The sequence below is a fragment of the Streptomyces sp. MGP-BFMKR1 genome, assembly GCF_057766585.1.
This window is the reverse complement of record NZ_CM173408.1, coordinates 5,763,251-5,778,125: the sequence shown is the minus strand read 5'-3', so window position 1 is coordinate 5,778,125 and position 14,875 is coordinate 5,763,251. Positions and strand designations below refer to the sequence as shown.

14 protein-coding genes, 1 tRNA gene and 1 riboswitch are annotated in these 14,875 nt (G+C 71.6%); of the genes, 7 read left to right on the top strand and 8 right to left on the bottom strand.

Annotated elements, in window-relative coordinates; translation table 11 throughout:
- Positions 1-530 precede the first annotated feature (530 nt).
- Entirely contained in the window at positions 531-3,146 is a 2,616-nt protein-coding gene (locus AC3CHW_RS22870; RefSeq protein WP_488467685.1) for a transglycosylase domain-containing protein, read from the top strand.
- Positions 3,147-3,355: 209 nt separating this feature from the next.
- Here the strand turns inward: AC3CHW_RS22870 and AC3CHW_RS22865 are convergent, their stop codons facing one another.
- The 3 genes from AC3CHW_RS22865 to AC3CHW_RS22855 form a co-directional block, all read right to left on the bottom strand.
- Positions 3,356-3,676: a DMT family transporter gene (locus AC3CHW_RS22865; RefSeq protein WP_176161839.1), complete on the bottom strand. Its 321-nt coding sequence runs from the start codon at positions 3,674-3,676 to the stop codon at positions 3,356-3,358.
- A 34-nt stretch (positions 3,677-3,710) separates the two neighbouring features.
- Positions 3,711-3,776, bottom strand: a riboswitch (guanidine-III (ykkC-III) riboswitch).
- A gap of 173 nt (positions 3,777-3,949) precedes the next feature.
- Entirely contained in the window at positions 3,950-4,252 is a 303-nt protein-coding gene (locus AC3CHW_RS22860) for a GroES family chaperonin (protein ID WP_176166088.1), read from the bottom strand.
- A gap of 216 nt (positions 4,253-4,468) precedes the next feature.
- Positions 4,469-4,786, bottom strand: coding sequence for a DUF3618 domain-containing protein (locus tag AC3CHW_RS22855; RefSeq protein WP_488467684.1), 318 nt, complete (start codon positions 4,784-4,786; stop codon positions 4,469-4,471).
- 134 nt (positions 4,787-4,920) lie between these two features.
- Here AC3CHW_RS22855 and bcp point away from each other — a divergent pair, with 134 nt between their 5' ends.
- The 4 genes from bcp (at position 4,921) to AC3CHW_RS22835 (ending at position 7,218) form a co-directional block, all read left to right on the top strand.
- Complete coding sequence (gene bcp / locus AC3CHW_RS22850; protein ID WP_398610751.1) at positions 4,921-5,388, top strand: thioredoxin-dependent thiol peroxidase; 468 nt, start codon at positions 4,921-4,923, stop codon at positions 5,386-5,388.
- 309 nt (positions 5,389-5,697) lie between these two features.
- Positions 5,698-6,270, top strand: coding sequence for an HNH endonuclease signature motif containing protein (locus AC3CHW_RS22845; protein ID WP_488467683.1), 573 nt, complete (start codon positions 5,698-5,700; stop codon positions 6,268-6,270).
- Positions 6,267-7,130, top strand: coding sequence for an HNH endonuclease signature motif containing protein (locus tag AC3CHW_RS22840; protein WP_488467682.1), 864 nt, complete (start codon positions 6,267-6,269; stop codon positions 7,128-7,130). Before AC3CHW_RS22845 ends, AC3CHW_RS22840 begins: the two co-directional genes overlap by 4 nt.
- A gap of 14 nt (positions 7,131-7,144) precedes the next feature.
- Positions 7,145-7,218, top strand: a tRNA-Leu gene (locus tag AC3CHW_RS22835).
- A gap of 45 nt (positions 7,219-7,263) precedes the next feature.
- Here the strand turns inward: AC3CHW_RS22835 and rdgB are convergent.
- The 4 genes from rdgB to AC3CHW_RS22815 all read right to left on the bottom strand — a co-directional run bounded on the left by rdgB (position 7,264) and on the right by AC3CHW_RS22815 (position 10,061).
- Positions 7,264-7,866, bottom strand: coding sequence for an RdgB/HAM1 family non-canonical purine NTP pyrophosphatase (gene rdgB, locus AC3CHW_RS22830; RefSeq protein ID WP_488467681.1), 603 nt, complete (start codon positions 7,864-7,866; stop codon positions 7,264-7,266).
- Between the two features lie 227 nt (positions 7,867-8,093).
- Positions 8,094-8,510 carry a hypothetical protein gene (locus tag AC3CHW_RS22825; protein ID WP_459249865.1) on the bottom strand — a complete coding sequence of 139 codons (417 nt, stop codon included), beginning with the start codon at positions 8,508-8,510 and terminating at the stop codon, positions 8,094-8,096.
- Between the two features lie 240 nt (positions 8,511-8,750).
- Positions 8,751-9,482, bottom strand: coding sequence for a ribonuclease PH (gene rph, locus AC3CHW_RS22820; protein WP_176161845.1), 732 nt, complete (start codon positions 9,480-9,482; stop codon positions 8,751-8,753).
- Between the two features lie 294 nt (positions 9,483-9,776).
- Entirely contained in the window at positions 9,777-10,061 is a 285-nt protein-coding gene (locus AC3CHW_RS22815; protein ID WP_176161846.1) for a PTS sugar transporter subunit IIB, read from the bottom strand.
- 160 nt (positions 10,062-10,221) lie between these two features.
- On the opposite strand from AC3CHW_RS22815, the gene AC3CHW_RS22810 reads away from it, so the two are divergent.
- Entirely contained in the window at positions 10,222-11,448 is a 1,227-nt protein-coding gene (locus AC3CHW_RS22810; RefSeq protein ID WP_398610757.1) for a PTS transporter subunit EIIC, read from the top strand.
- Between the two features lie 586 nt (positions 11,449-12,034).
- Positions 12,035-13,384: a PTS transporter subunit EIIC gene (locus AC3CHW_RS22805; RefSeq protein ID WP_398610758.1), complete on the top strand. Its 1,350-nt coding sequence runs from the start codon at positions 12,035-12,037 to the stop codon at positions 13,382-13,384.
- 286 nt (positions 13,385-13,670) lie between these two features.
- Here the strand turns inward: AC3CHW_RS22805 and AC3CHW_RS22800 are convergent, their stop codons facing one another.
- On the bottom strand, positions 13,671-14,423 hold the full coding sequence (locus AC3CHW_RS22800; RefSeq protein ID WP_187061734.1) for an MBL fold metallo-hydrolase: 753 nt from the start codon (positions 14,421-14,423) through the stop codon (positions 13,671-13,673).
- Positions 14,424-14,875 lie beyond the last annotated feature (452 nt).

Here is a 14,875-nt window from a genome sequence, read left to right as displayed (position 1 = left end):
GCGACGCCGACGCGCCGCGCGGCAAGCGCCCCACCGGAACGTCCCCCGCGGCGCGCCCGGACCGGGACGCACGGGGCGCGGAAGGCGCACGGGGCGCGAAAGGCCCACGGGACGCACGGGCCGCGCGGGACGTTCCTCCGGCCCGCGCCGCCGAGGAGACCGCCGTACTGCGGCCCACGCCGAGCGACGACACCGGCCGGCTGCCCGGGCCACGCCAGGGCCCCGGCCCCCGCACCCCGGCGGCCGGCACCCCGGCCACCGGCAACCGGGCCGTCGGAGCGCGCGGCGCCGGGGCGCGCCGCGATGCCGCCGGGCCCGGCGACGACCAGACGGCCGTCCTGCGCCCCACCCCGGGACGCCCCGACGCGGGCTGGGCCGGCGCGGGTCGCCCCGACACCGCCGCACGCGGCGAGGAGACCGCCGTCCTGCGCCCGACCCCGGGCGCGCCCGGCGCGCGGCGCGGCGCGGGTAGTCGCGGCGCGGCGGCAGCGGGTGGCGCGGCGGCGGTCGGTGGCGCGGGCGCGGCGGCGATGGCCGCCGGCGGCGCCAGCGGCGGCCCGGGCGCGACCGGCGCTGCGGGAAGCGCCGGCGCGGGCGCCAGCGGCAAGGGCGCCGGCGGCAAGAGCCCCGGCGGTAAGGGCGCGGGCGGCACGGGCAGCGCGGGCGCCGGTGGTACGGGCGGTGGCGAGCCGCCCTCCTCGGCCGCCGGCGCGAGCCCCGCGGACGGCTGGCCCGAACGCCCCGACGGGGGCGACGCGAACGACGTGTCCGGCAAGAAGGCCAAGAAGGGCAAGAAGCAGCGCCCCAAGCGCACCGGCCTGCGCCGCCTCGTGCCCACCTGGCGCGTGGTGCTCGGCGCGTTCCTGTTCCTGCTCGTCCTCATCGGCGGCACGCTCGTCACCGGCTACCTGCTGGTCGACATCCCGGCCGCCAACAAGGCCGCGCTCGCGCAGAGCAACGTCTACCTCTACTCCGACGGCTCGCAACTCGCCCGCGAGGGCACCGTCAACCGCGAGAACGTGCCGCTGAGCAGCGTGCCCAAGCACACCCAGAACGCCGTACTCGCCGCCGAGGACCGCGACTTCCACTCGGAGTCGGCGGTCAACCCCGCGGCCATGGTCCGCGCCGCCTGGAACACGGCGACCGGCAAGGGCAAGCAGTCCGGTTCCACCATCACCCAGCAGTACGTGAAGAACTACTACCTGGACCAGGAACAGACGGTCACCCGCAAGGCCAAGGAGTTCTTCATCGCGATCAAGCTCGATCGCGAGGTGAGCAAGGACGACATCCTGGAGGGCTACCTCAACACCAGCTACTTCGGGCGCAACGCGTACGGCATCCAGTCCGCCGCCCAGGCGTACTACGGCAAGGACTCCGACGAGCTGAACACCGCCGAGAGCGCCTACCTGGCCACCCTGCTCAACGCGCCCAGCGCGTACGACGTCGTCGTGCACCCCGAGAACAAGGGGCGCGCGCTGGCCCGTTGGAACTACGTGCTCGACGGCATGGTGGAGAAGGACTGGCTCGACAAGTCCGAGCGCGAGGCCATGAAGTTCCCCACCCCCGACCCCGCCAAGCCCACCTCCAGCATGTCCGGGCAGCGCGGCTACCTCGTCGAGGCGGTCAAGAACTACATCACCGCCAACGACATCATCGACGAGCAGGACCTGGCGGCCGGTGGTTACCGCATCACCACCACCATCGACAGGAAGAAGCAGGACGCCTTCGTCGAGACGATGGACGAACGCCTGATGAGCAAGCTCAGCAAGGCGAACAAGGTGGACAAGTACGTGCGGGCCGGCGGCGCCTCCATCGACCCGGCCAACGGCAGGGTGGTCGCCCTCTACGGCGGCATCGACTACACCAAGCAGTACGTCAACAACGCCACCCGGCGCGACTACCAGGTCGGCTCGATCTTCAAGCCGTTCGTCTTCACCTCGGCCGTCGAGAACGACTCGGTCACCCAGGGCGGCCAGCGGATCACCCCCAACACGGTGTACGACGGCAGCAACAAGCGCGAGGTCATCGGCCCGAACGGCGGCACCGACTACGCGCCGGCCAACGAGGACGACGTCGACTACGGGCAGATCAACGTCACCGGCGCCACCGACAAGTCGGTCAACTCGGTCTACGCGCAGATGGCCCAGGACGTCGGCCCGGACAAGGTCAAGGACACCGCCATCAAGCTCGGCGTCCCCGAGAAGACCCCGGAGATGTTCGCCGGCCCGTCCATCGCACTCGGCACCGCCCACGCCAGCGTCCTCGACATGACCGGGGCGTACGCCACGCTCGCCAACCACGGCAAGCGCGTCCCGCACACCCTGGTGGTCGAGATCACCAAGGACGGCGGCAAGGTCACCCTGCCGGACCGCACCCCCGAGCAGGCCGTCGCGCGCGACTCCGCCGACACCACGACCTCGATCCTGCGGAGCGTGGTCGCGGGCGGCACCGGCACCAAGGCACAGGCCGCGGGCCGCCCGGCGGCCGGCAAGACCGGCACCGCCGAGGAGGACAAAGCCGCCTGGTTCGCCGGCTACACGCCCGACCTGGCCACCGTCGTCGCGGTGATGGGCCAGGACTCCAACACCGGGGAGCAGAAGCCGCTGTACGGCGCGACGGGGCTGGCCCGCATCAACGGCGGCGGCTACCCCGCCGAGATCTGGGCCGACTACACGCGCAAGGCGCTGAAGGGCAAGAAGGCCACCGAGTTCGACCTGGAACTGGAGGACGGTGCCGACAACCCGTCGCTGCCCTCGACGAACCTCCCCACCGACACGCCGACCGACGGCGACACGCCACCGGACGAGGGCACCACGCCGCCGGACTCGGACGAGCCCACCGCGCCCACCGACACCCCGACGGACGACTCGCCCCCGCCGACCTCCGGCCTGCCCACCGAGCCCACCTTCACCCCGCCGACGGACTCGCCGTCCGGCGGCGCCACCGGTGATCCGGGCGGCGCCATAGGCGGCCCGGGCGGCGCCGGCGGCCCCGGCGGTGGCGATCCGGGCGGCGCGACCGGCGACCCGGGCGGAACCGGCGACCCCGGCGGCGCGACCGGCGACCCCGGCGGAGCCGGCCCCGGCGGCGGCGACCCGGGCGGCACCCTGCCCGACCTCGGCACGGACCCGGACGACGGCTTCTAGGCCGCCACCCCACGCCGGCCCGGCACGCCCACGACAACGGCGACGACAACGGCCGGCCCCGACGACAGAACAGCACCAACGACAGACCGGCCCCGACGACAGAACAGCCGCTCCCGACCGGGAGCGGCTGTTCTGCTGGTGCGTGGGTGCTGGTGTGCGTGGGGACCAGGCTGCTTAAGGGAGCCGAGAGGCTCGGGGCCGTGCGGGCGTCAGTGGCCCGACGTCGCCTTGAGGCCGACGACCGCCACGAGGAGCAGCACCACGAAGAAGATCCGGGCCGCGGTGGCGGGCTCGTTCAGCACCACCATGCCCAACACGGCGGCCCCGGCCGCGCCGATGCCGACCCACACCCCGTAGGCGGTGCCGATCGGCAGCGTCTTCGCGGCCTGCGCCAACAACACCATGCTCGCGACGATCCCCGCGCCGGTGAACACGCTCGGCCACAGCCGGGTGAACCCCTCGGTGTACTTCATCCCGATCGACCAGCCCACCTCCAGCAGGCCAGCGACGATCAGCAAGATCCAAGCCATGACGGCACCTCCGTGAACCACGTGCTTCAACAGGGGTGCGTCGTCTTTGCTTAACCCGGTACGGCGCGTCTCGTCGGGGTGCTCTCGACCCTAGCAAGGCACCGCGCACGAGGTGGTGACGCGGGCCACCACCCGGCCCCGACGGCCGACCCGGACAGCGATCCGGGCCCTACGTCCCGGGCCGTAAGGCCCGCGACACGGGCTCGGGGCGGCACAGGCTCGGGTGGCACAGGCTCGGGCGGTACGGGCCCGGGCGGTACGAACCCTCGCGGGCTACAGGTACAGACCTGTGGAGTCCTCCGACCCCTCCAGCCGCTCGGCGGCCACCGCGTGCAGGTCCCGCTCGCGCATCAGGACGTACGCGACACCGCGCACCTCCACCTCGGCCCGGTCCTCCGGGTCGTACAGCACCCGGTCACCCGGCTCCACGGTCCGTACGTTCTGGCCCACCGCGACCACCTCGGCCCAGCCCAGGCGGCGGCCGACGGCGGCGGTGGCCGGAATGACGATGCCGCCGCTGGAACGGCGCTCACCCTCCGGGATGTCGGTACGGACCAGCACCCGGTCATGCAACATCCGGATGGGCAGTTTGTCGTGGGACGTCTTGGCACTCACGCCATGAAGGTACCTGGCCCGGCCACGGCGGAACGCCGACGGGTCGGCCGTATGTCGCCGTCGCGCCAGCCGAACGTCAGCCGAACGCCAGACGCCCGCCCCGCGGCCTCGGGGCCGGGGCCGCGGCTTCGCGGCCAGGGCCGGGGCTCGGGGCCGGGGCGCGCCCGGACAGTACAGCTAGCGCTTGTCGCGCCGCGAGGCCGTCAGCAGGCCGACCACCGCGACCGCCACCAGCGCGACCGGCACGATGCGCTCCATCCGGGGCGCCCCGTCCTCGGTCACGAACTGGGCCCGCAGGTCGGAGACCGCGCGGTTGGCGGCCACGTACGCCTGCCCGGCCGACCGGTCCACCGCTCCGGCCACCTTCGCCTTGGCGTCGCCGATGATCGTCTTCGGGTGCACCCGGATGCCGATCTCATCGAGCGTCACAGCGAGCGCTTGCCGCCTGCGAGCAATATCAGCCTCGATCTGCGCAGGGGTCCTGGCTTCCGACACCTCGCTGCCTCCGTCAATTCTCGATGGTCGTGATGGACAGTCTGTCAGGTCGGCCGGATTCATGCCCCACGGAATCCCCCATCGTGGACCTGGCTAGGGTCGGAGGCAGCGGAATCATCCCCCTAAGGAGAGCCATGAGCGAGCGACTGCAGCCCGGCGACACCGCCCCGGCCTTCACCCTCCCCGACGCGGACGGCAAGCAGGTGTCGCTCGCCGACCACGCCGGCCGCAAGGTCATCGTCTACTTCTACCCCGCCGCCCTTACCCCGGGCTGCACCAAGCAGGCGTGCGACTTCACCGACAACCTCGACTTCCTGGCCGGCCACGGCTACGACGTCATCGGCATCTCCCCCGACAAGCCGGAGAAGCTGGCCAAGTTCCGCGACAAGGAGGAGCTGAAGGTCACGCTCCTCGGCGACCCGGACAAGTCCGTCCTCGAGGCGTACGGCGCGTACGGCGAGAAGAAGCTCTACGGCAAGACCGTCACCGGCGTCATCCGCTCCACGGTCATCGTGGACGAGCAGGGCAAGGTCGAGCGCGCGCTGTACAACGTGAAGGCCACCGGGCATGTCGCGAAGATCATCAAGGACCTGGGCCTCTGACCCCACCCTCGGCCACCTGACGGGCCGACCGCTCTCTGACGCCCGCCCGGCCGGCCCGGCCCACCCACTCCGCCCGGCCGGACCGCCGGGCGCCCACCCGAACGCCGCACCCACCACCCCTCCCCACGGCGCGACCCCTTCGGCGTAACCCCACCCCTCCCGAACCGTTAGCCAGTTCGAGACTGCGACACGTGGCCGCACGTGGCCGCACGTGGCGCACGGGAACGCGACGGGAGAGCGAGGGGGCGTGGGATGGGGGCGCGGTATGTGGGGGGACGGCTTGCCCGTGCCGTACGCGAAGCGCGGACGATGGACGATGTGGTGCGCGCGTGCGGGGGCCAGCCAAGCCCAGGCAGTCGCCGGTACGCACGCAAGAAGTGCGCGGACGAGGGCATCGACGTGTCGCATCTCGACACCCCCGGAGTACGCCACACCGAGGAACGACTACGAGCCGCCGTCGCCGACGCGTGCAGCGTGGCAGACGTCGTGCGCCGGCTCGGGATCAACCCCGTGGGCGGCAATCAGGCGCACATCAGCCGCCGTATCACCGCACTGGGCATCGACACCTCTCATTTCACCGGACGAGGGGCCGCGCCCCGCAGGAGGCGACGGCGTGACCCACTGACCCTGGGTTCACCGTCAGACGGCAGAACACCTGGTGAACGCCTGCGCGCTGCCCTCGTCCGGCGTGGTGTGCCACAGATCTGTGCCATGTGCGGCACCGGGACGGAATGGAACGGCAGACCTCTGCGCCTGGAGGTCGACCATCGCAACTCCGCGTGGTGGGACAACCGTCCCGAGAACCTGCGATTCCTCTGTCCCAACTGCCATGCCGTGACCGACAGCTACCGGGGACGTCAAGGCCGACGGGAGGCGCCGTGACCCACCAGATCGCGTACTCCCGTGACCGGTTGGCGCGCGTCGCGGCGGAGTCCGCCAGCCTGGTGGACATGCTGCGCAGACTCGGCACCCCCGTGGGCAGCGGGCCACGTCGGTACCTGCGTCAGCGCCTGGAGCACTACGGCATCGACACGGCGCACTTCGTGGACGAACCGCTACCGCCACGACCGCCCATGAGCTATCCCCGAGAGGTTCTCGAAGAAGCCGCGGCGAACAGCCAGGACATGCGGGGGATGCTCGCGTACCTGGGCGTGCCGCCCTACGACAGCGCGTATGACTACCTCCACCGCAAACTCCGCCGATTGCAGATCGACGTATCGCACTTCACAGGTCGCCGTGCGGCCGGGCCGCGCGTCATCGCACGCGACGCTCTCCGCGAGGCCGTTGCCACGTCGCACAGCTCTGCCGGTGTGCTCCGGGCCCTCGGCCTGTCTCCCACCGGCGCCAACCGAACGCTCCTCAAGCGCAGCCTCGCGGCACACGCCATCTCCACGGCGCATTTCGTGGGTCAGGGCCACCAGCCGGCCGGCCCGCCGCGGACTCGCCAGTCCGCCACACAGATCCTCCGCGTGCTTCCGGCCGGCTCAGCCCGGACCGGGACAGCGCTGTTGCGGCGCGCACTGGACGAACGGGGCGTGCCTCGCGTCTGTGCCGCGTGCGCGATCGGAGATGTCTGGCAGGGCAGAAGGCTCGTACTGGAGGTCGACCACATCAACGGAGACCGGCTCGACAACCGCATCGGCAATCTTCGCTACCTCTGCCCGTCCTGTCACAGCCAGACGCCCGGCTTCGCCCGCTCGGCACCGCCCTCGACTGCCGCGCAGGACGACGCAGTAAAGTAAGCGCTGCTGCGGGCGGGCCCGTACCCCAGCGGCTAGAGGGCGCCGGTTTAGGTCCGGTGTGTCGTGGGTTCGAATCCCACCGGGCCCACGAGCAGGGCGTGGCACGCGATTGGCGCCACGCCCTGATGCGTCACTAGCCCACCAACTCCCGCACCACCGGCACCAGCCCCCGGAACGCCTTCCCCCGGTGGCTGATGGCGTTCTTCTCCTCGGCGGTCAGCTCCGCGCAGGTGCGGGTCTCGCCGTGGGGCTGGAGGATCGGGTCGTAGCCGAAGCCGCCGGTGCCCGCGGGCTTGTGGCGCAGGGTGCCCTCAAGGCGGCCCTCCACCACGCGCTCGGTGCCGTCGGGCAGGGCCAGGGCCGCGGCGCAGGTGAAGTGGGCGGCCCGGTGGGGCGTGTCGATGTCGCCGAGTTGGGCCAGCAGCAGGTCGAGGTTGGCCTGGTCGTCGCCGTGCCGGCCGGCCCAGCGCGCGGAGAAGATGCCCGGCGCGCCGCCGAGGACGTCCACGCACAGCCCCGAGTCGTCGGCCACCGCGGGCAGCCCCGTGGCCTTCGCCAGGGTGTGCGCCTTGAGCAGCGCGTTCTCGGCGAAGGTGACGCCGGTCTCCTTGACGTCGGGGATCTCGGGATAGGCGTCGGCGCCGACGAGCTCGACGTCGAGGCCGGCGGCGGTCAGGATCGCGTGGAGTTCGGCGACCTTGTGGGCGTTGCGGGTGGCGAGGATGAGGCGGTTCATGCCCCGATTATCCGGCCCGCCCCCCGGTCCGCGCCCCGGGCCCCCGCGCTGCCCGCCGACCACCACTACCCGTGAGCCACCCTCACCCGTGGACCACCACCACCCGTGGACCACCCTCACCCGTGGACCACCACGGGTCAGCCACCACCGGTCAGCCACCGCCGCCAGCCGACCACCACCGCCGATCGACCGCTACCGCCGGCCGGGCCGCCGCCGCCAGCCGACCGCTAGCCCGGCTTGCAGGCGCTCGTCAGCTCTCTGCCAGCGTCGGCGACGGGGGTCAGGTCGGGCTTCTCGTCGTTCCTGATGGCCGTGGTGACGTTGTCCACGGCCTTGTCCAGGTGGTCGAGGGCCTTCTCGATGTCGGCGTTGTCGGTCTTCTTGTCGAGTTCGTCGATGTTCTTGTTGATCTCGTCCAGGGCCTCGTCGGACTTCTTCTCGTTCCCCGAGCCCTCCATGACGGCGCGTTTGAGCACGGCCTGCTGGAGGTCGTCGATGGATTCCGAGACGTCGACCGCGAGCTCCGCGCAGTCCATCGCCTTGTCGACATCGTCCTTGTCGCAGCTCGTCATCAGCGGTATGACCAGCGCGACGGCCGCTACGGCGGTGACGGCGTGGGTGATGCGGCGGCGGTGCATGGCCATGGAACGGGTCCCTCCCAGCGCGTGCGCACGAGCCCGGCGACTCCGGATCCCGTACCTGACATCTGACTAAACGCTGCCAGGGCGGGCGAGGGTTGCTCAACGGGACGACCTCCGGCCACGGCGGTCGAGGCGGGCCGGGCGCGTGGGCGGCCACGGCACACGGCCCGGCGCGCGCCGGGGCACGCGCCGGGCCGCCCCGTCGCCAGGTCCGTCGTCGCTCAGCCCGCTGCCGCTCCTCCGCTACTCCGCTTCCGCGAGGGCCGCGCGCTGGATGGTGGCCAGTTCGGCGCAGCCGCCGGAGGCGAGGTCGAGGAGGCCGTTGAGTTCGGCGCGGGCGAAGGGCTCGCCCTCGGCGGTGCCCTGGACCTCGACGAAGCGGCCGTCACCGGTGCAGACCACGTTCATGTCGGTCTCGGCCCGTACGTCTTCCTCGTACGCGAGGTCGAGCAGCGGGACGCCGTCCACGATGCCGACGCTGACGGCGGCGACGGTGCCGGTCAGGGGCTGGCGGCTGGGCTTGAGGAGCTTCTTGGCGTGTGCCCAGGCGATGGCGTCGGCGAGGGCGACGTAGGCGCCGGTGATGGCGGCGGTGCGGGTGCCGCCGTCGGCCTGGAGGACGTCGCAGTCGAGGACGATGGTGTTCTCGCCGAGGGCCTTGTAGTCGATGACGGCGCGCAGCGAGCGGCCGATGAGGCGGGAGATCTCGTGCGTGCGTCCGCCGATCTTGCCGCGGACGGACTCGCGGTCGCCGCGGGTGTTGGTGGCGCGCGGCAGCATCGCGTACTCGGCGGTGACCCAGCCTTCGCCGCTGCCCTTGCGCCAGCGCGGCACGCCTTCGCTGAAGCTCGCGGTGCACAGCACGCGGGTGTCGCCGAAGGAGACGAGGACCGAGCCCTCGGCGTGCTTGCTCCAGGAGCGTTCGATGGTTACGGGGCGGAGCTGTTCGGGGGTGCGACCGTCGATACGAGACATGGTGCGACCCTATCGGCTATGCGGCGGGCCTCGTTCCGCGCGGAGCGCCCCGCTGGGGGTGCCGCGCGGTGCGAGGCCCGCCGCGGGGGCCTGTCGCGATGGTGGCCCAAGTCGCCCTGCTGGTCGGCGGGTTGACGCGTGGTGGGCGGGCGGTGGCAGGTGGGTGCTGCCGTGGGCGCCGGGGTGCCTGGTGCGTCGGGGCCGCCGGGGGCCGGGGTTCCGGAGGTGCCGGGGCCGGGGCGCCGGGTCAGTGGTCGCGGGGCCGGGGGTGGGGTGCGCCGGTGGGGGCGTACCTCACATCATGTCTTCGATCTCGGCGGCGATGGGGTCGGCGTCGGTGCCGATGACGACCTGGATGGCGGTGCCCATCTTGACGACGCCGTGCGCTCCGGCGGCCTTGAGGGCGGCCTCGTCGACCAGGGAAGCGTCGCTGACCTCGGTGCGGAGGCGGGTGATGCAGCCCTCCACCTCTTCGATGTTGTCGAGGCCACCGAGCCCGGCGACGATCTTCTCAGCCTTGCTGGCCATGTCCACTCCTGTTTTCTCGGCCCTTCGGCGGTCCCGCCGAGCGTTTTTCATACCGTAACGCACGTTTAGACCAACTTCGCGGGCGTATGTCCGCTACTTGGCGAAGGATGGCGATCATCGCCGCGGTGCGAGCTGACCCATGCCGCGGCGACATGTGGTCTACACCAGTATGCGGCAAAGGCGGGTGCCAACTGCCGCCGGGAGGACGGTCATGAGCGTGAGCAGCGCGGCGGCGCCGCGGAAGGCATGGACCTCGTCCTTCTTCCAGGGTTTGCAGAAGCTCGGCCGCAGTCTCCAGTTGCCCATCGCCGTGCTCCCCGCGGCGGGCATCCTGAACCGGCTCGGGCAGAAGGACGTGTTCGGCTCCGACGGCCTGGGCTGGGAGAACGTGGCCAAGGTGTTCGCCGGGGCGGGCGGCGCGCTGCTCGATCCGGTGCTGGGGCTGCCCCTGCTGTTCTGCGTGGGCGTCGCGATCGGCATGGCGAAGAAGGCGGACGGTTCGACGGCACTCGCCGCGGTGGCCGGCTTCCTCGTCTACCACAACGTGCTGGCGCAGTTCCCGGAGGACGGCGAGCCGCAGAACCCCGGGGTGTTCGGCGGCATCGTGCTGGGCCTGGTCAGCGCGCGCGTGTGGCAGCGCTTCCACCGTACGAAGCTGGTCGACTGGCTCGGCTTCTTCAACGGTCGACGGCTCGTGCCGATCATGATGGCGTTCGGCGGGCTGCTCTTCGCGGTGCTGTGCCTGTGGATCTGGCCGCCGGTCGGCGACGCGCTGGTGGACTTCAGCGACTGGCTGACCGGGCTCGGCTCGTGGGGCTCGGGCCTGTTCGGGGTGGCCAACCGGGCGCTGCTGACGGTGGGCCTGCACCAGTTCCTGAACACCTTCGTCTGGTTCCAGTACGGGGACTACACGGCCTCCGACGGCAAGACGTACCAGGGCGACATCAACCGCTTCCTCAACGGCGACCCCAGCGCGGGCATCTTCACCTCGGGCTTCTTCCCGATCATGATGTTCGCGCTGCCGGCCGCCGCGCTGGCCATCGCGCACTGCGCCCGGCCCGAGCGGCGCAAGGAGGTGGGCGGCATGATGCTGTCGGTCGGCCTGACGTCGCTGGTGACCGGCATCACGGAGCCGATCGAGTACTCGTTCCTGTTCGTGGCGCCGGCGCTGTACGCGGTGCACGCGGTGCTGACGGGCGTGTCGATGGCGGTGACCTGGGCGCTCGGCATCCACGACGGGTTCAGCTTCTCGGCCGGCCTGATCGACTACCTCATCAACTGGGGGCTTGCCACCAAGCCGTGGCTGATCATCCCGATCGGGCTGTGCTTCGCGGTGGTCTACTACTTCCTCTTCCGCTTCCTGATCATCCGGTTCGACCTGCCGACGCCGGGCCGCGAGCCGGACGCGGAGGAGATGGAGAAGGAGAACGTGAAGTAGCGGCGGGTTCCCGCCCCGGCGGGCGCGGCGGCGACGGGTTCCGGCCCCGCCCAGCCCGGTAGCGGCGACTTCCGGCCCCGTCCGGCCGCGGAGCCCGGCCCGTCGGGGCCCGTTCCCGAGCCACCGTCCGGGCTTCGGGCCGGGGGCGTACCGCCGGCGCCCCCGTCAGGTGACCGGTCACCACCGCTCCCCCGTCGACCGGAGCCCCACGCGTCCCGTACGCTCACCCGCGTTGGTCGCGCACCGCGCGTCCCGCATGCCCGTACCCCGTACGCTCCCCGCGGCGGTTGAGCGCCCCCACGGCCCATCCGCGCCGCGTCGAGAATCACCACGTTTCCGCACGTCAGCACGGTGACGGGGGCCGTCGACGGCAGGTGTTCGGGCGCCGCCGTGGACGGGTGTCGGCCAAGTTGGCCAAAGGCCCTCCCCACTGGACGGGGACCTGTCACTCTGGGTGGTCCAGTCCACTGAAAACTGGTGATTCCGTTCCAGGTAAGCCCGTGCTAAAAATGGTCTAAACCACTGAGGTGGATAAGCCAGGAAGCGGGCATTCCCCCTGAGAGCCCGCCTCACCAGGAGGAATCCCATGAGTACGGCCACCGCCAAGGCGGCCCCGGCGAAAAAGCGGGGCGCAGGCGCCATCCAGGGCATGCAGAAGATCGGCCGCAGCCTTCAGCTTCCGGTGGCCGCTCTGCCCGCCGCTGGCATTCTCAACCGGCTCGGCCAGGACGATGTCTTCGGCAAGGACGGGCTCGGCTGGAACAAGCTCGCCGAGATCTTCGCCCACGCGGGCAACTCGCTCTTCGACAACCTCGCGCTGCTGTTCTGCGTGGGTGTGGCGATCGGCTTCGCCAAGAAGGCCGACGGCACCACGGCGTTCGCCGCCCTCGTCGGCTTCCTCGTCTACAAGAACGTGCTGACCGGCTTCGTCAGCGACGTCACCGGCAAGCCGCAGGACCCGGGCGTGCTCGGCGGCATCGTGGTCGGCATCACCGCCGCCGTGCTGTGGGAGAAGTACCACCGCACCCGGCTCCCCGACTGGCTGGGCTTCTTCAGCGGTCGCCGCTTCATCCCGATCCTGATGTCCTTCGCGGGCCTGGGCTACGGCGTGATATTCGGCTACGCGTGGGCCCCGATCGGCGACGGCCTGAACAACTTCGCCGAGTGGCTCTCGGGCAACGGCTCGATCGGCTCCGGCATCTTCGGCCTGGTCAACCGACTGCTCATCCCGGTCGGCATGCACATGCTGCTGAACTCGTTCGCCTGGTTCCAGTTCGGTGACTACACGGCCGCCGACGGCAAGACGTACAACGGCGACATCGCGCGCTACTTCCACGACGACCCGTCGGCCGGAATGTTCATGACCGGCTTCTTCCCGATCATGATGTTCGCGCTGCCGGCCGCCGGTCTGGCCATCGCGCACTGCGCCCGCCCCGAGCGCCGCAAGGCCGTGATGGGCATGATGATCTCGATCTCGCTGACCGCGTTCGTCACCGGCGTCACCGAGCCGCTCGAGTTCTCCTTCATGTTCCTGGCCCCGGTCCTGTACGGCATCCACGCCGTCCTCACCGGTGTCTCCATGGCGCTGACCTGGGCGCTCGGCATCCGTAGCGGCTTCACCTTCTCCGGTGGCCTCTTCGACTACCTGCTCGGCTACTCGCACAGCGAGAAGGCGTGGTTGATCATCCCGATCGGCCTGGTCTTCGCGGCCATCTACTACACGGTCTTCCGCTTCGCGATCCTGAAGTTCAACATCCCGACCCCGGGTCGCGAGCCGGAGGACAGCCTCGACGACGCCGCCGCCGAGGCAGCCGCCGAGGCCGCGGCCGAGGAGCGCAAGCAGGCCCGGAAGGCGGCCAAGGCCGCCGAGCGCTCGGCGGAGGTGCCGGCGCAGGCCGCCGGCGAACCAGCGCCCGACGGCGAGAAGAAGCCGTAACGGCTGCGGCGCCCGCGCCGCACCAGCACCACACGAAGGTCCCCGCACCGCCGTCCGCGGTACGGGGACCTTCGTCGTCCTGCCTGGCTGTCTTCTCTGTCTTGCCTGGCTCGGCTGCCTTTTCCGCCGTACCTGGCTCGGCTGCCTTCTCTGCCTTCTCTGCCTTGTCTGGCTTGGCTGGCTCGGCTGGCTTGTCCGGCGCGGCTGGCCCGTTGTGGCGTGTGCCGCCGCCGGGGCGCCCGGGCTCGGGCGCGTCGCCGGGGCGCCCGGGCTCGGGCCGCGCGGCTCACACCTCGTACGTCGCGCCCGCCTTGGCCAACTCCGCCGGGCCCTCGAAGACCGCCTGCGCGTCCCGCAGGTTGACCTGCGGGTCGGTCCACGGCGGGATGTGCGTGAGCAGCAGCCGGCCGACCCCCGCCCGCTCGGCGTGCTCGCCGGCCTGGCGGCCGTTGAGGTGCAGCTCGGGGATGTCCTCCTTGCCGTGCGTGAACGCGGCCTCGCACAGGAAGAGGTCACAGCCGTCGGCCAGCTCGTGCAGCGCCTGGCACGGGCCGGTGTCCCCGGAGTAGACGAGCGACCTGCCGCCGTACTCGACGCGGAACCCGAACGCCTCGACCGGGTGGCAGACCCGCGCCGTACGCACCGTGAAGGGGCCGACCGTGAAGGTGCCCGGCGTCAGCGTCCGGAAGTCGAAGACCTCCCCCATGCACTTCTCGTGCGGCACGTCCCCGTACGCGGTGACCAACCGCCGCTCGGTGCCCTCTGGCCCGTAGACGGGGATGGCACCGGCCCGCCCGCCGTCGAACCGGTAGTAGCGCGCCACGAAGTAGCCGCACATGTCGACGCAGTGGTCGGCGTGCAGGTGCGAGAGCAGTACGGCGTCGAGGTCGTAAAGACCGCAGTGGCGCTGCAGCTCGCCGAGGGCGCCGTTGCCCATGTCGAGCAGCAGCCGGTAGCCGTCGGCCTCGACGAGGTAGCTCGAACAGGCCGATTCCGCGGACGGGAACGACCCCGAGCATCCGACGACGGTGAGCTTCATGAAGCAGGAACCTCCTTGGGGGTACGCCGTGCCGGAGTTCCCAGCCCTCGGCGGGGGGAGCCTCGGGGGGCGGAGACCGGGGGGTCATGCGGTGCCCACGAGCGTAAGGCGCGAAAGGGCTGGTCGCTCCCCGGCCAGCGCGCGTTGTGGGCGATGTCACCGGTACGAGGGCGCGGGTGTTCGATGGCCGGCGCCGGCGGCTTCCGGAGCCGGCCAACGCGGGCCCCGGACCGGCCGCGCGCCCCCGTTGGCCCGGGCCTCGCGCGCCCGTTCGGAACCGGCTCGTACGGCCGGGTTCCCGTTCCCGGGCCGTGCGGGTGTTCGGCACAGCGCGTCATGACGGGCTCGCTTGCGGCCGTCTGGTACGGGTGGTGCGATCGACGTCCCGGGCGGGCCGCGACCGCAACGCGGAAGGGTTCGCTGGCGCGGGGTGGGACGGCGGAGGCGAAGGG